The sequence below is a fragment of the Streptomyces sp. NPDC003327 genome, from assembly GCF_053589515.1.
On record NZ_JBSFSA010000009.1, the window covers coordinates 214,001 to 228,906 of the forward strand.

General features: G+C 73.2%; 14 protein-coding genes. 10 read left to right on the forward strand and 4 right to left on the reverse strand.

All coding sequences use genetic code 11. The annotated features are described in order from the left end of the window. Positions 1-18: 18 nt before the first annotated feature. Positions 19-903, reverse strand: coding sequence for a hypothetical protein (locus ACWDVG_RS11615; RefSeq protein WP_451698538.1), 885 nt, complete (start codon positions 901-903; stop codon positions 19-21). A 40-nt stretch (positions 904-943) separates the two neighbouring features. Between ACWDVG_RS11615 and ACWDVG_RS11620 the strand changes: the two genes are divergently transcribed. The 4 genes from ACWDVG_RS11620 to ilvD all read left to right on the forward strand — a co-directional run bounded on the left by ACWDVG_RS11620 (position 944) and on the right by ilvD (position 5,671). After that, positions 944-1,876 (forward strand): Ppx/GppA phosphatase family protein, encoded by a 933-nt coding sequence (locus tag ACWDVG_RS11620; RefSeq protein ID WP_451698540.1) that lies wholly within the window; start codon positions 944-946, stop codon positions 1,874-1,876. 187 nt (positions 1,877-2,063) lie between these two features. After that, entirely contained in the window at positions 2,064-2,987 is a 924-nt protein-coding gene (locus tag ACWDVG_RS11625) for a sugar phosphate isomerase/epimerase family protein (protein ID WP_451698542.1), read from the forward strand. Continuing rightward, a complete protein-coding gene (locus ACWDVG_RS11630) occupies positions 2,984-3,724 on the forward strand; it encodes a TetR/AcrR family transcriptional regulator (RefSeq protein ID WP_451698544.1) in 741 nt (246 codons plus the stop codon). Before ACWDVG_RS11625 ends, ACWDVG_RS11630 begins: the two co-directional genes overlap by 4 nt. A 93-nt stretch (positions 3,725-3,817) precedes the next feature. Beyond that, entirely contained in the window at positions 3,818-5,671 is a 1,854-nt protein-coding gene (ilvD, locus tag ACWDVG_RS11635) for a dihydroxy-acid dehydratase (protein WP_451698545.1), read from the forward strand. A gap of 121 nt (positions 5,672-5,792) precedes the next feature. Here ilvD and ACWDVG_RS11640 read toward each other — a convergent pair whose 3' ends face one another. Next, positions 5,793-7,997 (reverse strand): protein kinase domain-containing protein, encoded by a 2,205-nt coding sequence (locus ACWDVG_RS11640; protein WP_451698547.1) that lies wholly within the window; start codon positions 7,995-7,997, stop codon positions 5,793-5,795. Between the two features lie 166 nt (positions 7,998-8,163). Between ACWDVG_RS11640 and ACWDVG_RS11645 the strand changes: the two genes are divergently transcribed. The 5 genes from ACWDVG_RS11645 (at position 8,164) to proC (ending at position 11,613) form a co-directional block, all read left to right on the forward strand. Then, positions 8,164-8,514 (forward strand): SH3 domain-containing protein, encoded by a 351-nt coding sequence (locus ACWDVG_RS11645; protein ID WP_451698549.1) that lies wholly within the window; start codon positions 8,164-8,166, stop codon positions 8,512-8,514. A gap of 49 nt (positions 8,515-8,563) precedes the next feature. Beyond that, the gene (locus ACWDVG_RS11650; RefSeq protein WP_451698551.1) at positions 8,564-9,091 is read left to right on the forward strand and encodes a hypothetical protein; all 528 of its coding nucleotides are present in this window, start codon (positions 8,564-8,566) and stop codon (positions 9,089-9,091) included. A gap of 77 nt (positions 9,092-9,168) precedes the next feature. Beyond that, positions 9,169-9,984 carry an ABC transporter ATP-binding protein gene (locus ACWDVG_RS11655; RefSeq protein ID WP_451698553.1) on the forward strand — a complete coding sequence of 272 codons (816 nt, stop codon included), beginning with the start codon at positions 9,169-9,171 and terminating at the stop codon, positions 9,982-9,984. Beyond that, positions 9,981-10,718 carry an ABC transporter permease gene (locus ACWDVG_RS11660; RefSeq protein ID WP_451698554.1) on the forward strand — a complete coding sequence of 246 codons (738 nt, stop codon included), beginning with the start codon at positions 9,981-9,983 and terminating at the stop codon, positions 10,716-10,718. The genes ACWDVG_RS11655 and ACWDVG_RS11660 overlap by 4 nt, the downstream gene beginning before the upstream one ends. 85 nt (positions 10,719-10,803) lie before the next feature. Continuing rightward, positions 10,804-11,613 carry a pyrroline-5-carboxylate reductase gene (proC, locus tag ACWDVG_RS11665; RefSeq protein ID WP_451698556.1) on the forward strand — a complete coding sequence of 270 codons (810 nt, stop codon included), beginning with the start codon at positions 10,804-10,806 and terminating at the stop codon, positions 11,611-11,613. Between the two features lie 19 nt (positions 11,614-11,632). Here the strand turns inward: proC and ACWDVG_RS11670 are convergent, their stop codons facing one another. Beyond that, positions 11,633-12,226, reverse strand: a complete 594-nt coding sequence (locus ACWDVG_RS11670) for a cysteine hydrolase family protein (RefSeq protein ID WP_451698557.1) — start codon at positions 12,224-12,226, stop codon at positions 11,633-11,635. 75 nt (positions 12,227-12,301) lie between these two features. Between ACWDVG_RS11670 and ACWDVG_RS11675 the strand changes: the two genes are divergently transcribed. After that, positions 12,302-13,300 carry a GlxA family transcriptional regulator gene (locus ACWDVG_RS11675; protein ID WP_451698559.1) on the forward strand — a complete coding sequence of 333 codons (999 nt, stop codon included), beginning with the start codon at positions 12,302-12,304 and terminating at the stop codon, positions 13,298-13,300. Here the strand turns inward: ACWDVG_RS11675 and trpS are convergent. Continuing rightward, positions 13,267-14,265: a tryptophan--tRNA ligase gene (gene trpS, locus ACWDVG_RS11680; protein ID WP_451698561.1), complete on the reverse strand. Its 999-nt coding sequence runs from the start codon at positions 14,263-14,265 to the stop codon at positions 13,267-13,269. The two genes, ACWDVG_RS11675 and trpS, sit on opposite strands and share 34 nt — an antisense overlap. Positions 14,266-14,906 lie beyond the last annotated feature (641 nt).

The window sequence follows — 14,906 nt, forward strand, 5'->3', positions numbered from 1 at the left end:
CGTCCGGCCTGCCCGGAGTCAGGCCACCGGGTCGGCCGGGTGCGGGGCGACCAGCGGCAGCTGCGACGCCAGCCGTGCCTCGCACAGCCCGACCAGGACCTCGTACGCCGCCTCGCCCATCATCTCGACGAGCTCCGGCCGGTACGAGACGTAGACCGGCTCGCCGCCCACGTGCGCCGAGGTGGCCGTCGTGCAGTACCAGTGCAGGTCGTGGCCGCCCGGGCCCCAGCCGCGCCGGTCGTACTCGCCGATCGACACCTGGAGCACCCGGCTGTCGTCGGGACGGTCGATCCAGTCGTACGTCCGCCGCACCGGCAGCTGCCAGCACACGTCCGGCTTCGTCTCCAGCGGCTCCCGGCCCTCCCGCATGGCCAGGATGTGCAGCGAGCAGCCGGCGCCGCCCGCGAAACCGGGCCGGTTCTGGAAGATGCAGGAGCCCTCCCAGCGGCGGGTCTGCCGGTCGCCGTCCTCGTCGACCTGGACCCAGCCCGTCTCCGTACCCACGTCGTGGAACTGCCACAGCGCGGGCGTCAGCCGGGCCACGTGCTCCGCGACCCGCTTCTCGTCGTCCTCGTCGGAGAAGTGCGCGCCGAGCGTGCAGCAGCCGTCGTCAGCCCGCCCCTCCTGGATGCCCTGGCAGCCGTTGCCGAAGATGCAGGTCCAGCGGGAGGTCAGCCACGTCAGGTCGCAGCGGAAGACCTGCTCCTCGTCGGACGGGTCGGGGAACTCCACCCAGGCGCGGGGGAAGTCGAGACCCTTCTCGTCGGGCTCCTCGGCAGCGCGCTTCTTCCCCTTGGCGGCCTTCACCGTCTGCACGGCCTTGGCCGCGTGCGCGGTCCTGGCCGCCTTCACACCCGCGTCGGCAGCGACTTTGTCCTGCTTCGCCTTTTTCGTCTTTGGCACAGCACCAAGCGTATGCGGCCGGAGCAGTAGCGTTCCGCCCATGAGACTCGGAGTCCTCGACGTCGGTTCGAACACGGTGCACCTGCTCGTGGTGGACGCCCACCCCGGCGCCCGCCCGCTGCCCGCCCACTCCCACAAGGCGGAGCTCCGGCTCGCCGAGCTCCTCGACGAGCGGGGCGCCATCGCCCCCGGCGGGGTCGAGCGGCTCATCGCGGTCGTCCGTGACGCGCTCCACGCCGCCGAGGACAAGGGCTGCGAAGAGGTCCTGCCGTTCGCCACCTCCGCCGTGCGCGAGGCCACCAACGCCGACGCCGTCCTCGCCCGGGTCAGGGACGAGACCGGTGTCGACCTCCAGGTCCTCACCGGCGAGGAGGAGGCCCGGCTCACCTTCCTCGCCGCCCGCCGCTGGTTCGGCTGGTCCGCCGGGAAGCTGCTGCTCCTCGACATCGGCGGCGGCTCCCTCGAAGTCGCCTACGGCATCGACGAGGACCCCGACGCCGCCGTCTCCCTGCCCCTCGGCGCGGGACGGCTGACGGCGGGCTGGCTGCCGGGCGACCCGGCGGGCCAGGAGGACGTGAAGGCGCTGCGCCGCCACGTCCGCGCCCAGATCGCCCGTACGGTCGGTGAGTTCAGCCGCTTCGGCCGCCCCGACCACGTGGTGGCCAGCTCCAAGACCTTCAGGCAGCTCGCCCGGATCGCCGGAGCGCCCGGCTCCGGCGAGGGGCTCCACGTCCAGCGGGTCCTCTCCCGCCGGTCCCTCGAGGAGTGGGTCCCGCGCCTCGCGGAGATGACCGTCTCCGAGCGCGCCGCGCTCCCCGGCGTCTCCGAGGGCCGCGCGCCCCAGCTCCTCGCGGGCGCACTGGTCGCCGAGGGGGCGATGGACCTGCTGGGCGTCGAGGAGCTGGAGATCTGCCCGTGGGCGCTCCGCGAGGGGGTCATCCTCCGCCGCCTGGACCACCTCCCGGAGAAGTAGGCCCCGCGGCTCCCCACCCTCCACGCGCGCGTGAGCCGGGACGCCGCCGCGCCCCTCCACGCGCGCGTGAACCGGGCGCCCCAGCCCGCCCCCACGCGCGCGTGGACCGGGACGCCGCCCCCGCCGGGCGCCCCGCGTGACCGGAACCACCCTCCGGCCGGTCGTACCGCCCCGTACGCTGTCTGTCGTGGCAGAACCAGTGGTGCGCGTCCCGGATGCGAAGGTCGCCCTGTCGACGGCCTCGGTCTATCCGGAGTCGACGGCGACGGCCTTCGAGGTCGCCGCGCGCCTCGGCTACGACGGCGTCGAGGTCATGGTGTGGACCGACCCGGTCAGCCAGGACGTCGAGGCGCTGCGCAGGCTCTCCGACTACCACCGGGTGCCGATCCTGGCGGTGCACGCCCCCTGCCTCCTCATCACCCAGCGCGTCTGGTCCACCGACCCGTGGGTCAAGCTCCAGCGCGCGCGGACGGCGGCCGAGAAGCTCGGCGCGTCCACCGTGGTGGTCCACCCGCCGTTCCGCTGGCAGCGCCAGTACGCCAAGGACTTCGTCACCGGCATCTGGCGGATGGCGGAGGAGACCGACGTCCGGTTCGCCGTCGAGAACATGTACCCGTGGCGGTACAAGGACCGCGAGATGCTCGCGTACGCCCCCGAGTGGGACGTCACCAAGGACGACTACCGCCACTACACCCTGGACCTCTCGCACACGGCGACCGCCCGCACGGACACCCTGGCGATGGTCGACCGCATGGGCGACCGCCTCGGACACGTCCACCTCGCCGACGGCAAGGGCTCCGCCAAGGACGAGCACCTGGTCCCGGGGCGCGGCACCCAGCCCTGCGCCGAGCTCCTGGAGCGCCTGGCGCTCACCGGCTTCGACGGCCACGTCGTCATCGAGGTCAACACCCGCCGGGCCATGTCAGCCGCCGAACGCGAGGCCGACCTCGCCGAGGCCCTGGCGTTCACCCGGCTCCACCTCGCCTCGGCGGCGGCCGCCCCGGGCGGCGTGACCACCGGGACGAGGACCACCGGGACGACGACCGGCGGCCCGGCCGGCGGGCCGACCGGCGGGCCGACCGGCCGCGCGACGGGCGTCCCCCGCGCATGACCGGACCCGCCGAGCCGCCCACCGGTTCCGCCACCGGTACCGACGGCAGGCGGGCCGGCCGGTCCGCCGAGCCGACCGAGCCCGCCACCGGCCCCGACGAGCCCGCCATCGGCCCCGGCCGGTCCGCCGAGCCCGAGGCCCCCCGCCGGCGCGGCCGCCCCTCCCGTACCGCCGCCGAGAGCGCCCCCGCCGCGCGCGAACGCATCCTGGAGGCGGCCCGCGCGCAGTTCGCCGAGCGCGGCTACGACAAGACGTCGATGCGCGGCATCGCCAGGGCCGCCGGGGTCGACGCGGCGCTGGTCCACCACTACTTCGGGACGAAGGACGAGGTCTTCGCCGCCGCGATCGAGGTGTCGTTCGAGCCCGCGCTCGTCGTCCCCGCCCTCATCGGCGGTCCCCGCGACACCATCGGCGAACGCCTGGCCCGCTACTTCATCGGCGTCTGGGAGAACCCGGCCACCCGCGCCCCGCTCCTCGCGATCCTCCGCTCCGCGCTGACCCACGAGGCGGCCGCGAAGGTGCTGCGCGGCTTCGTGCTGCGCCGGCTCCTGGAGCGGATCGCCGACGCCCTCGCCGTACCGGACCCGAGGTTCCGCGCCGAGCTGGCCGCCTCCCACATGATCGGGATCGCGATCCTGCGGTACGTCGTCCAGGTCGAGCCGCTGGCCTCCGCCGACCCGGAGCGGATCGTCGAGCAGGTGGCCCCCACCCTCCAGCGGTACCTGACCGAAGGCTGAACACCCGTCCCGCATTCCGGACGCGCTGTCCAGATCTTGGAGCGGCGGCGTACGCTCGTAGACAAGCACACCCGTCACGAGGAGCGAGCGACGATGCCCGAGCTGAGGTCCCGCACAGTCACCCACGGCCGCAACATGGCGGGCGCCCGCGCCCTTATGCGCGCCTCCGGTGTACCGGGCGCGGACATCGGCCGGAAGCCCATCATCGCCGTGGCGAACTCCTTCACCGAGTTCGTCCCCGGCCACACCCACCTGCAGCCGGTCGGCCGGATCGTCTCCGACGCCATCACCGCCGCCGGGGGCATCGCCCGCGAGTTCAACACCATCGCCGTCGACGACGGCATCGCGATGGGCCACGGCGGCATGCTCTACAGCCTGCCCTCCCGCGACCTGATCGCGGACAGCGTGGAGTACATGGTCGAGGCGCACTGCGCCGACGCCCTGATCTGCATCTCCAACTGCGACAAGATCACCCCGGGCATGCTGATGGCCGCGCTGCGCCTCAACATCCCGACGGTCTTCGTCTCCGGCGGTCCGATGGAGGCCGGCCGCGCCACCCTGGTCGACGGCACGGTCCGCACGCTCGACCTGGTCGACGCGATCTCCGACGCCGTGAACCCGAAGATCTCGGACGAGGACATCCTCCGCATCGAGGAGAACGCCTGTCCGACCTGCGGTTCCTGTTCCGGCATGTTCACCGCCAACTCGATGAACTGCCTGACCGAGGCCATCGGCCTCTCCCTCCCCGGCAACGGCTCGCTCCTCGCCACTCACACCGCCCGCAAGGCGCTGTACGAGAACGCGGCCCGCACGGTCGTCGACATCACCCGCCGGTACTACGACGAGGACGACGCCTCCGTCCTGCCCCGCTCGATTGCCACCCGCGCGGCCTTCGAGAACGCCATGGCCCTCGACATCGCCATGGGCGGCTCCACCAACACGATCCTGCACCTGCTCGCCGCCGCCCAGGAGGCCGAGCTGGACTACGGCCTGACGGACATGGACGCCGTCTCGCGCCGGGTGCCGTGCCTGGCCAAGGTCGCCCCGAACGTCGCCAAGGACCGCACGTACTACATGGAGGACGTGCACCGCGCCGGCGGCATCCCCGCCATCCTCGGCGAGCTCTACCGCGCCGGTCTGCTCAACGAGGACGTCCGCTCCGTCCACTCGCCCTCCATCAAGGAGTGGCTGGACGCCTGGGACGTGCGCGGCGGCGCCGCGACCGACGAGGCCGTCGAGCTGTTCCACGCGGCCCCCGGCTGCGTCCGCTCCGCGACCGCCTTCTCCCAGTCCGAGCGCTGGGAGGCCCTCGACACCGACGCGGCGAACGGCTGCATCCGCGACGCGGCCCACGCGTACTCGAAGGACGGCGGCCTCGCCGTCCTGCACGGCAACCTCGCCGCCGACGGCTGCGTGGTGAAGACCGCCGGCGTCGACGAGTCGATCTGGACCTTCGAGGGCCCGGCGGTCGTCTGCGAGTCGCAGGACGAGGCCGTCGAGAAGATCCTCAACAAGCAGGTCAAGGACGGCGACGTCGTCGTCATCCGCTACGAGGGCCCGCGCGGCGGCCCCGGCATGCAGGAGATGCTCTACCCGACCTCCTTCCTCAAGGGCCGGGGCCTGGGCAAGACCTGCGCGCTCGTCACCGACGGCCGCTTCTCGGGCGGCACCTCCGGCCTCTCCATCGGCCACGCCTCCCCGGAGGCGGCGTCGGGCGGCACGATCGCCCTCGTCGAGGACGGTGACCGGATCCGCATCGACATCCCGAACCGCTCCATCGAGCTGCTCGTCGACGACACCGTGCTCGCGGCCCGCCGCGAGGCCCTGGGCGGCGTCTTCGCCCCGAAGAACCGGCAGCGGAAGGTCTCGGCGGCGCTGCGGGCGTACGCGGCGATGGCGACGAGCGCGGACAAGGGCGCGGTCCGCGACGTCACGAAGCTCGGCTGACCCCCCACCCCGACTCCGGGTTGAAGCCCGGCCCCCCCACGAGGGCGCCGGGCTTCGCCGCGTCACGGGGACGTGCCGCCGTGCCGCCCGCCGGGAGACGGTGTCCCGCTCCTCGTACGCGTCACCAGGCCGCCGGGTCGCGGGCGTCGACCGCGAAGGCGGAGCCGTCGGGGGCCGTGCCGAAGACGCGGTCGCCCGCGATCGCGGGGCTCGGCACCCGGGTCGCGTACCCGAGGCGGCCGTTCTTCAGGCGCGGCCGGGTCTGGCCCAGCAGGGCGCCGCGCGCGGTGTCGACGGCGAGCAGGCGCCCGTCCTGGACGGAGAAGTAGAGCCGGTCGCCGGGCCCGAGGACCGGTTCGGAGACGTTCCTGGCGGCCGTCTCCAGCTCCCACAGCACCCGCCCCTTCGGCGGCGCCGTGTCGAGGGCGACGAGCCGCCCGTCCGGATCCAGCAGATGGACGACGGTGCCGCGCACGGCGACGCCCCGGAGCTCGGTCCGGCCGGGCAGCGGCAGCACCCGCGCGGGCGCGTCCCCGGCCTCGGCGCCGGAGCCGGGACCGGGGCCCACGAGGACGAGCGAGTCGACGAGCGAGCCCTGGTAGTGCCGGGCGAGGACGAGCGTCCCGTCGCCGGTGCGGCCGAGCGCGCTGAGTTCGCCGTCCAGGGTCCGCTGCCACGCCAGCTCGCCGGTGTCGGGCCGCAGCGCCCCGACCCGGGTGTACGTCGCGTCGGCCGAGGTCTCGGTGACGGACATGATCCCGGTCGGCGCGTCGTACGTCCCCAGCTGCGGCACCGCGAAGCCGTCGAGGCCGTGGCGCCACCGCTGCTTCCCGGTGCGGCTGTCGACGGCCCGGACCGAGCCCCAACCGTCGGTGAGGACGACGACGGAGCCGGCCGTCCGGTACGACTCGGGCACCGCCGACTCCGCGGCCCAGCCGGGCGCCCCGCCGCCCGCCGGATAGGCCCGCAGGGGCCCGGTCGGCGAGGCGGCGCCCACCAGCCCGCCCGGAGCCGCGCCCTCGCCGAGGGCGACGGGGGCGGCCGGGGACTCCGACTCCACCGGGGCCGCACGCGACCACAGGACCCTGCCGGTCACCGGGTCGAGGCGCGCGAGCGCCACGCCGCGGGCCGTGCAGTACAGCCCGCCGTGCGCGTGGGTGCAGGCGGGCGCGGCGGAGGCGCCGTGCTGCTGGAGCGGGGTGTGCCAGCCGGCGAAGGACGTGGCCACCTCGTCGGGACGGCCGGAGGTCCCGGCCCCGGGCCCGCGCCCGGCCGGCGCGTCGAGCGCCGCGTACAGCCCGGTCCCGGTCAGGGCGACCGCCGCGGCGACGGCGATCGTCAGCCGGGGCCGCAGGCGCGAGCGGCGCCGGGGCGGCGCGGCCGCCGCCTCCCGTACCCGGGTGTCGGTGTCCCACGCGGGGGACGGCGCGGGCGCGGTCTCCGGCAGGGTCGGGCGGCGCCGCTGCGCCGGTATGAACGCGGCCGCCTCGTACGACGGCGGCAGCAGCGCCGTCATGACCTCGGCCGGGGTCGGCCGCTCGGCCGGCTCCTTCGCGAGGCAGCGCGCGACCAACGGCGCCAGCTCCTCCGGCACGCCCGTCAGATCCGGCTCGTCGTGCACGACCTGGTACGCCACGATGTACGGGCTGTCGGAGTCGAACGGGCCGTGCCCCGTCGCCGCGTGCACCAGGACCGAGCCGAGCGCGAAGACGTCCGCCGCGGGCCCGACCTCGCGGGGCCGCTGGAACTGTTCCGGCGCCATGAACGGCGGTGAGCCGATCAGCTTCCCCGTCTCCGTGTGCAGATCGCTGTCGACCGGCCGCGAGATGCCGAAGTCGATGACCTTGGGCCCGGTGTCGGTGAGCAGGACGTTGCTGGGCTTGAGGTCGCGGTGCACGACCCCGGCACGGTGGATGTCGCGCAACGCCTCCGCGAGACCCGCGGTGAGCCGGCGCAGCTCGGCCGGGGAGAGCGGGCCGTTGCGCCTGACCTGGTCGGCGAGGGTCGGCCCGGGGACGTAGAGCGTCGCCATCCAGGGACGTACGGCATCGGGGTCGGCGTCCACGACGGGCGCGGTGAAGGCGCCGCTGACCCGGCGCGCGGCCGCGACCTCCTGGCGGAAGCGGGCCCGGAACTCCGGGTCCTCCGCGTGCCGCGCGTGCACCACCTTGACCGCGAGCCGCAGTCCGGAGGGCGAGGTCGCGAGGTGCACCACACCCATGCCACCGGAGCCGAGACAGGCCTGGAGCCGGTAGTCACCCGCGTACGCGGGCTCTTCGGGCCCCCCGGCCTCGCGGTCGGCACCGGTGCTGCTCAACGGCGGCATCGCCCACCCCCGTGTGGTTCCCCGTCAGGTCACGCACGCACGCGCGCGACCCGACGGAGCCTAGTCGATGGGGCCCGGGATGTCGGTGGGGCTTGCTAGCCTGCGCGTCGCAGAGAGTGAATCTCGGCGGAGCGCTTCGCTGCGCCGACGGGGGGAGGACGACGCCATGGGCGTGGAAGAGACGACGCGGGACGCCACCGGGAGCGCGGCCGCGGACGCGACGATGACGGCGACGGGGGTGCAGAGGGAGGGCGTCACGACGATGGCCGTGACCCGCTACGCCATCGCCCCCGGCTACCGCGTGAACGTCCGCACCGGCCCCGGCACCCACTACCCGCTGGTCCGGGTGCTCCCGGTCGGCTCCACGGTGCCGGTCTACTGCCAGAAGCCCGGCGAGTGGGTCACCGGCCCGTACGGCACCACCAACCTCTGGGACAGCATCGCCCCCGGCGAGTACGTATCCGATGCGTACGTCCGGACCGGCAGCGACACCTACGTGGCGCCGCGCTGCTCCTGAGGACCTTCGCCTCCGGGCCCCCGTCGCCGCTCCGGGGATAATCGAGCCTGTGAGCGACGACGACCAGACCCACCGCACGACGAGCGGCACCGGCGGCACCCCCGCCGGGCCGCGGCCCGAGGAGATCCGCTTCTTCGGCACGACCTGGGTCGACCACAGCGGCCACTACGCGCTGCGCCGGGCCGGTCTCGCCGCCGGATCGCTGCTCGCCGCCGCCGCGGCCTGCCTCCTCCTGCGCTTCGCCTACCAGGGCCTGGAGATCGCCGACGTCGGCGGCTTCGTCAACGCCCTGGTCGTCGTCATGTTCGCGGTGTGCAGCGCCATCGCCTTCCGCAGGACGTGGGAGGGCTTCGTCCGCCGCCCGGCCGATCCGGCCCGCGAGGAGTCCCTGCGCAGCCTGAAGACGATCGGCTTCATCGGCTCCCTCCTCGCCTACTTCCTCCGCTGCTTCGTCGAGGCCCCGGGCGAGAAGCTGCGCCGCGAGGAGTACGAGACGGCCCGCGCGCGCTTCGAGAAGCGCCGCGGCACCCGCACGGGCAACCCGGCCGCCCGTAAGAAGAAGCCCAAGCGCGGCTGACCAGGCCCCGCCTCCCGCCCCCGGCTCCTCTGTTCGCGTCCTTGACGGTCGGCACCCCCAGGCGCACTATTCATCACATGATGAATTACTCAGCGGGCGGGACTCCCGGCCCGGCCGTCGCCGCCCACGGCCTCACCGCCGTCCGCGGCACCCGCACCGTCCTCCACGGCCTCGACTTCACCGTCCCCGCCGGCCGCATCACCGGCCTCCTCGGCCCCTCCGGCTGCGGCAAGACCACCCTCATGCGCGCGATCGTCGGCACCCAGGCCAAGGTCGGCGGCACCCTCCAGGTCCTCGGCCGCCCCGCGGGCGACCCCGCCCTCCGCGCCCGCATCGGCTACGTCACCCAGGCCCCCTCCGTCTACGACGACCTCACCGTCCGCCAGAACCTCGACTACTTCGCCGCCGTCCTGCTCCCCGGCCGCACCCGACGCCAGGAGCGCCGCGCACTCGTGGACCGGGCCCTCGCCGACGTCGACCTCACCTCCCACGCCGACTCCCTCGCCGGCCGCCTCTCCGGAGGCCAGCGCAGCCGCGTCTCCCTCGCCGTCGCCCTCCTCGGCACCCCCGACCTCCTCGTCCTCGACGAACCCACGGTCGGCCTCGACCCGGTCCTCCGCCGCGACCTGTGGAACCTCTTCCACCGCATCGCCGCCGACCGCGGCACCACCCTCCTCGTCTCCTCCCACGTCATGGACGAGGCCGAGCGCTGCCACCGCCTCCTCCTCATGCGCGAGGGCGAGCTCCTCGCCGACGACACCCCCGAGGCCCTCCGCCGCCGCAACGACACCCCCACCGTCGAGGAGGCCTTCCTCCACCTGGTCGACGCCGCCGCCACCCGCGCCCGCCGGGCCGCCGCCGCCCACGCCACCCCCGAGGAGCCCCACTCATGAACGCGGACCGCACCCTCGCCACCGCCGCCCGCGTCCTGCGCCAGCTGCGCCACGACCCCCGCTCGATCGCCCTGATGCTCCTCGTTCCGTGCGTGATGCTCTTCCTGCTCCGCTACGTCTTCGACGGAAGCCCGGGCACCTTCGACAGCATCGGCGCCTCGCTCCTCGGCATCTTCCCGCTGATCACCATGTTCCTGGTGACCTCCATCGCCACCCTGCGCGAACGCACCTCCGGCACCCTGGAACGCCTCCTCGCCCTGCCCCTCGGCAAGGGCGACCTCATCGCCGGCTACGCCCTGGCCTTCGGCCTCCTCGCCGCCGTCCAGTCCGCCCTCGCCACCGGCCTCGCCCTCTGGTTCCTCGGCCTCGACACCGTCGGCTCCCCCTGGCTCCTCCTGCTCGTCGCCCTCCTCGACGCCCTGCTCGGCACCGCCCTCGGCCTCTTCGTCTCCGCCTTCGCCGCCTCCGAGTTCCAGGCCGTCCAGTTCATGCCGGCCGTGATCTTCCCCCAGCTCCTCCTCTGCGGCCTCTTCACCCCACGCGACCGGATGGCCCCCGCACTCGAAGCGATCTCCGACGTCCTCCCCATGTCGTACGCCGTCGACGGCATGAACGAGGTCCTCCGCCACACCGACATGACCGCCGCCTTCGTCCGCGACGCCCTCGTCGTCGCCGGCTGCGCCGTCCTCGTCCTCGCCCTCGGCGCCGCCACCCTCCGCCGCCGCACCCCGTGACCGCCCCTCGGACATCCCCGCACCCCCGAGCCCGCCGGTGCGAGGATGACGACACGTACCCCCCTCCGTCGAGGTGAACAGAGCCATGACCCAGACCGTCGCAGTCCTCGGCACCGGCAAGATCGGTGAAGCGCTCCTCAGCGGCATGATCCGCGCCGGCTGGCGCCCCGCCGACCTCCTGGTCACCGCCCGCCGCGCCGAACGCGCCGAGGAGCTCCGCACCCGCTACGGAGTCGAGGCCGTCACCAACGCCGAGGCCGCCAAGCGGGCCGACACCCTCATCCTGGCCGTGAAGCCCCAGGACATGGGCCGCCTCCTCGACGAACTCGCCCCGCAGGTCGCCGCCGACCGCCTCGTCATCAGCGCCGCCGCGGGCATCCCCACCTCCTTCATCGAGGAGCGCCTCAGCCCGGGCACCCCCGTCGTCCGCGTCATGCCCAACACCCCCGTCCTCGTCGACGAAGGCATGTCCGTCATTTCCGGCGGCAGTCACGCCACCCCCGAGCACCTCGCCCACACCGAGGAGATCTTCGGCGGCGTCGGCAAGACCCTCCGCGTCCCCGAGTCCCAGCAGGACGCGGCCACCGCCCTCTCCGGCTCCGGCCCGGCCTACTTCTACTTCCTCGTCGAGGCCATGACCGACGCCGGCATCCTCCTCGGCCTGCCCCGTGCCCAGGCCCACGACCTGATCGTCCAGGCCGCCATCGGCGCCGCCGTGATGCTCCGCGACAGCGGCGAACACCCCGTCAAGCTCCGCGAGGCGGTCACCTCCCCGGCCGGCACCACCATCAGCGCCATCCGCGAGCTGGAGAACCACGGCGTGCGGGCCGCCCTCATCGCCGCCCTGGAAGCCGCCCGCGACCGCAGCCGCGAACTCGCCTCCGGCACGGGCTGACCCCTCCGCCGGCCGATCCCTACACCGACCGGCCGGACGCGCCCTTCAGCACGTCCTCCGTGGACACGACCCGGGCGAACCGCCCGCCGTGCAGCGACACCGCCGTCGCCCGGGTCAGCTCCTCCGCCGTCCGCGTCCAGCCGAACGGCCCCGCCAGATCGAACGTGTGCATCGCGTCCAGCGGGAACACCACGTCGTACCCGAGGTTCCCGCCCATCCGGGCCGTCGTCTCGTTGCACATGTTCGTCTGGATGCCGACGACCACGATCTGTCCGATCCCCGCCCCCTTCAGCCAGGCGTCCAGGTCCGGCTCCCCGTAGAACGCCGAGTTCACGCTCTTCGTGACCAGCAGCTCCGGCCCCGCCCCCTTCCCGCGCCGCTTCTCGACGACGTCCTTGAACGCGTTCCCCTCGGTCCCCGGCTCCAGCGGCGAACCCGGCTGCGACGAGTCGTGCCGGACGAAGACGACCGGCCGCCCCGTCCCCTGCCAGGCGTCGATCAGGGCCGCGATGTTCCCCTCGGCCTCCGGATTGTTCCGCCGCCCCCAGAATTCGGACTCGAAGCCCTTCTGCACATCGACGACCACCAGCGCAGCGTTCTCGTTGATCTCCATGACCACGATCCTTCCGCCGCCGCGGCCCCCGTCCCAGCGGGAGAAATGACATCGATCGATGGTTTACTGCCATCCATGGCAGCCCCTCAGCGCATCGCCCTCCTCTCCTTCCTCGGCGTCCGCGCCTTCGACGTCTCCGTCGTCACCGAGGTCTGGGGCAGCGACCGCCGCGAACGAGGCGTCCCGCCCTTCGAGCTCCGCCGGGTCGCCGCCGACCCGACCGCCTCCATCCCCCTGCGCGGAGGCCTCAGCCTCACCCCCGACCGCCCGCTTGACTGGATCGACACACTCACCCCCACCGACCTCGTCCTCGTCCCCGGCATCGAGGACCCGGCCGCCGACGTGCCCAGCCCCGTCCTCGACGCCCTCCGCCGCGCCCACACCACCGGCATCCCCGTCGCCTCCCTGTGCGCGGGCGCCTTCGTCCTCGCCCGCGCCGGACTCCTCGACGGCCGCCGCGCCGTCACCCATTGGCACCTCGCCCCCGTCCTGGCCGCCCGCCACCCACAGGTCCAGGTCGAACCCGAGGCGCTCTACGTCGAGGACACGGGTATCTGGACCTCGGCCGGCACCGCCGCCGGTATCGACCTCTGCCTCCACCTCGTCCGCACCGCCCACGGCGCCGAGGCCGCCGCCACCATCGCCCGCTCCATGGTCACCGCCCCCTTCCGCACCGGAACCCAGGCCCAGTTCATCGAGCGCCCCACCCCCCGGACCGACCGCGACGAGGACGCCCTCGCCGCCGTACGAGCCCACGCGCTCGCCCACATCGACCAGCCCCACACCGTCGCGAGCCTCGCGGCCCACGCCGGCATGTCCCCCCGCTCCTTCGCCCGCCACTTCCAGGCCACCACCGGAACCACCCCCCTCCACTGGCTCATCACCCAACGCGTCGCCGCCGCCCAGAAACTCCTCGAACTCACCGACCATCCCCTCCCCGAAGTGGCCCGCCGCGCGGGCTTCGGCAGCGAGGTCACGATGCGCCAGCACTTCGCCTCGCACCTCGCCACCAGCCCACGCGACTACCGCAACGCCTTCCGTCACCCGGCGGGCAACAGCCCGATCGCGCGATAGGCCCGGTCCACCAACGGCCGCGCCAGCTCCCGGGCCCGCCGGGCCCCGTCCCGTAGCACCTGATCCACATAGCCGGAGTCCGCCGCGAGCTCGGCATGCCGCTCCCGCACGGGCCTCAGCAGCTCGACCACCGCGTCCGCCGTGTCCTTCTTCAATGCTCCGTACGACTCGTATACACCGGCCAGCTCCTCCGGGTTCCCGTTCGTCGCGGCCGCCATCAGATCGAGGAGGTTCGCGAGCCCCGGCCTGGCCTCACGGTCGTAAGCGACCTCGCGCCCGCTGTCCGTCACGGCCCGCATGATCTTCCGCCGCACGGTGTCCGCGTCGTCCAGGAGATAGACGATCCCCGCGCCGTTCTCGTGCGACTTCCCCATCTTCGACGTCGGGTCCTGCAGGTCCATGACCCGCGCGGCCACCTTCGGCTGCGTCGCCCGCGGCACGGTGAACACGTGCCCGTACCGCTGGTTGAACCGCACCGCCAGGTCCCGCGTCAGCTCCACGTGCTGCGTCTGGTCCTCGCCCACCGGCACCTCGTCGGTCCCGTACGCCAGGATGTCCGCCGCCATCAGCACCGGATAGGTCAGCAACGACAGCCGCACGCCCTCCCCGGCCGCCCGCGCCCGGACGCTCTTCTCCTTGTACTGGATCATGCGCCGCAGCTCCCCGTCGGTCGCCGTGCACTCCAGGAGGTACGAGAGCCGGGCGTGCTCGTCCACATGGCTCTGCACGAACAGGGTGCACGCCTTCGGATCGAGCCCCGCCGCCAACAACAGCGTCGCCGCCTGCCGGCTCAGCCGTGTCACCCGCGCCGGATCGTGCTCCACGGTCAGCGCGTGCAGGTCCACCACGCTGAACAGCGCCTCCGACTGCCGCTGGTCGACCTCGACCCACCGCCGTACGGCCCCGAGATAGTTGCCCAGCGTCAGGTGCCCTGTCGGCTTGACCCCGCTGAAGATCCTTGCCATCGCGTACGTTCTCCCTCTTCTCCGTGCCGCCGGCCCGGCGGCCACGGCTCCCGGAGGGGATACGCGAACGGCCGCCCGGAGGCGGCCGTCTGTCGCATGCGTGAGTACGGGCCGCCGGTCAGGCGGCCCACCACTGGGTGGTGTGCGCATGCGTCGTCATGCCCACAGGCTACGCCCCCGGACCGGAGTTGACACGGGATTGACGCGTACGTAGTGTTCTCCGAGTTGTCCGACGTGAGCACCGACTCCGGTCGGCCCCGGACAGCGATTCCGCAAGATCCTCAGAAGCCGACGGTGCTTTGTCGTGCCGTTGTGCCTCTGAATGTTTTTGCGAAATGAGGAATCCGCGTTCGAAGGTTTGGACGCGAGTCCCCGATTAGCGTCGGGGGCGGGGAATCCGCTAAAGTCTCACTCGTCGGAACGGCCCAACGGCCGGAAAGACAAATCCCGCTGACCGGGAATCAGACGCCGAAAGGATCTGATAGAGTCGGAAACGAAGGAAGCGCCCGGAGGGCCTGGAAACAGGAACGAAGGAAGCGTCCGCACCTTGAGAACTCAACAGCGTGCCAAAAATCAACGCCAGATTAGTTGATACCCCGTCCATCTTCGGATGGTCGAGGTTCCTTTGAAGAAAAAACACA

Excerpts from the sequence above, each read along its gene's own strand:
- ACWDVG_RS11660 (WP_451698554.1), top strand. The coding sequence starts at position 9,981 with ATGAACGCGGACCGCACCCTCGCCACCGCCGCCCGCGTCCTGCGCCAG.
- proC (WP_451698556.1), top strand. The coding sequence starts at position 10,804 with ATGACCCAGACCGTCGCAGTCCTCGGCACCGGCAAGATCGGTGAAGCG.
- ilvD (WP_451698545.1), top strand. The coding sequence starts at position 3,818 with ATGCCCGAGCTGAGGTCCCGCACAGTCACCCACGGCCGCAACATGGCG.
- ACWDVG_RS11670 (WP_451698557.1), bottom strand. The coding sequence starts at position 12,226 with ATGGAGATCAACGAGAACGCTGCGCTGGTGGTCGTCGATGTGCAGAAG.
- ACWDVG_RS11640 (WP_451698547.1), bottom strand. The coding sequence starts at position 7,997 with ATGCCGCCGTTGAGCAGCACCGGTGCCGACCGCGAGGCCGGGGGGCCC.
- ACWDVG_RS11655 (WP_451698553.1), top strand. The coding sequence starts at position 9,169 with ATGATGAATTACTCAGCGGGCGGGACTCCCGGCCCGGCCGTCGCCGCC.
- trpS (WP_451698561.1), bottom strand. The coding sequence starts at position 14,265 with ATGGCAAGGATCTTCAGCGGGGTCAAGCCGACAGGGCACCTGACGCTG.
- ACWDVG_RS11675 (WP_451698559.1), top strand. The coding sequence starts at position 12,302 with ATGGCAGCCCCTCAGCGCATCGCCCTCCTCTCCTTCCTCGGCGTCCGC.
- ACWDVG_RS11645 (WP_451698549.1), top strand. The coding sequence starts at position 8,164 with ATGGGCGTGGAAGAGACGACGCGGGACGCCACCGGGAGCGCGGCCGCG.
- ACWDVG_RS11620 (WP_451698540.1), top strand. The coding sequence starts at position 944 with ATGAGACTCGGAGTCCTCGACGTCGGTTCGAACACGGTGCACCTGCTC.
- ACWDVG_RS11630 (WP_451698544.1), top strand. The coding sequence starts at position 2,984 with ATGACCGGACCCGCCGAGCCGCCCACCGGTTCCGCCACCGGTACCGAC.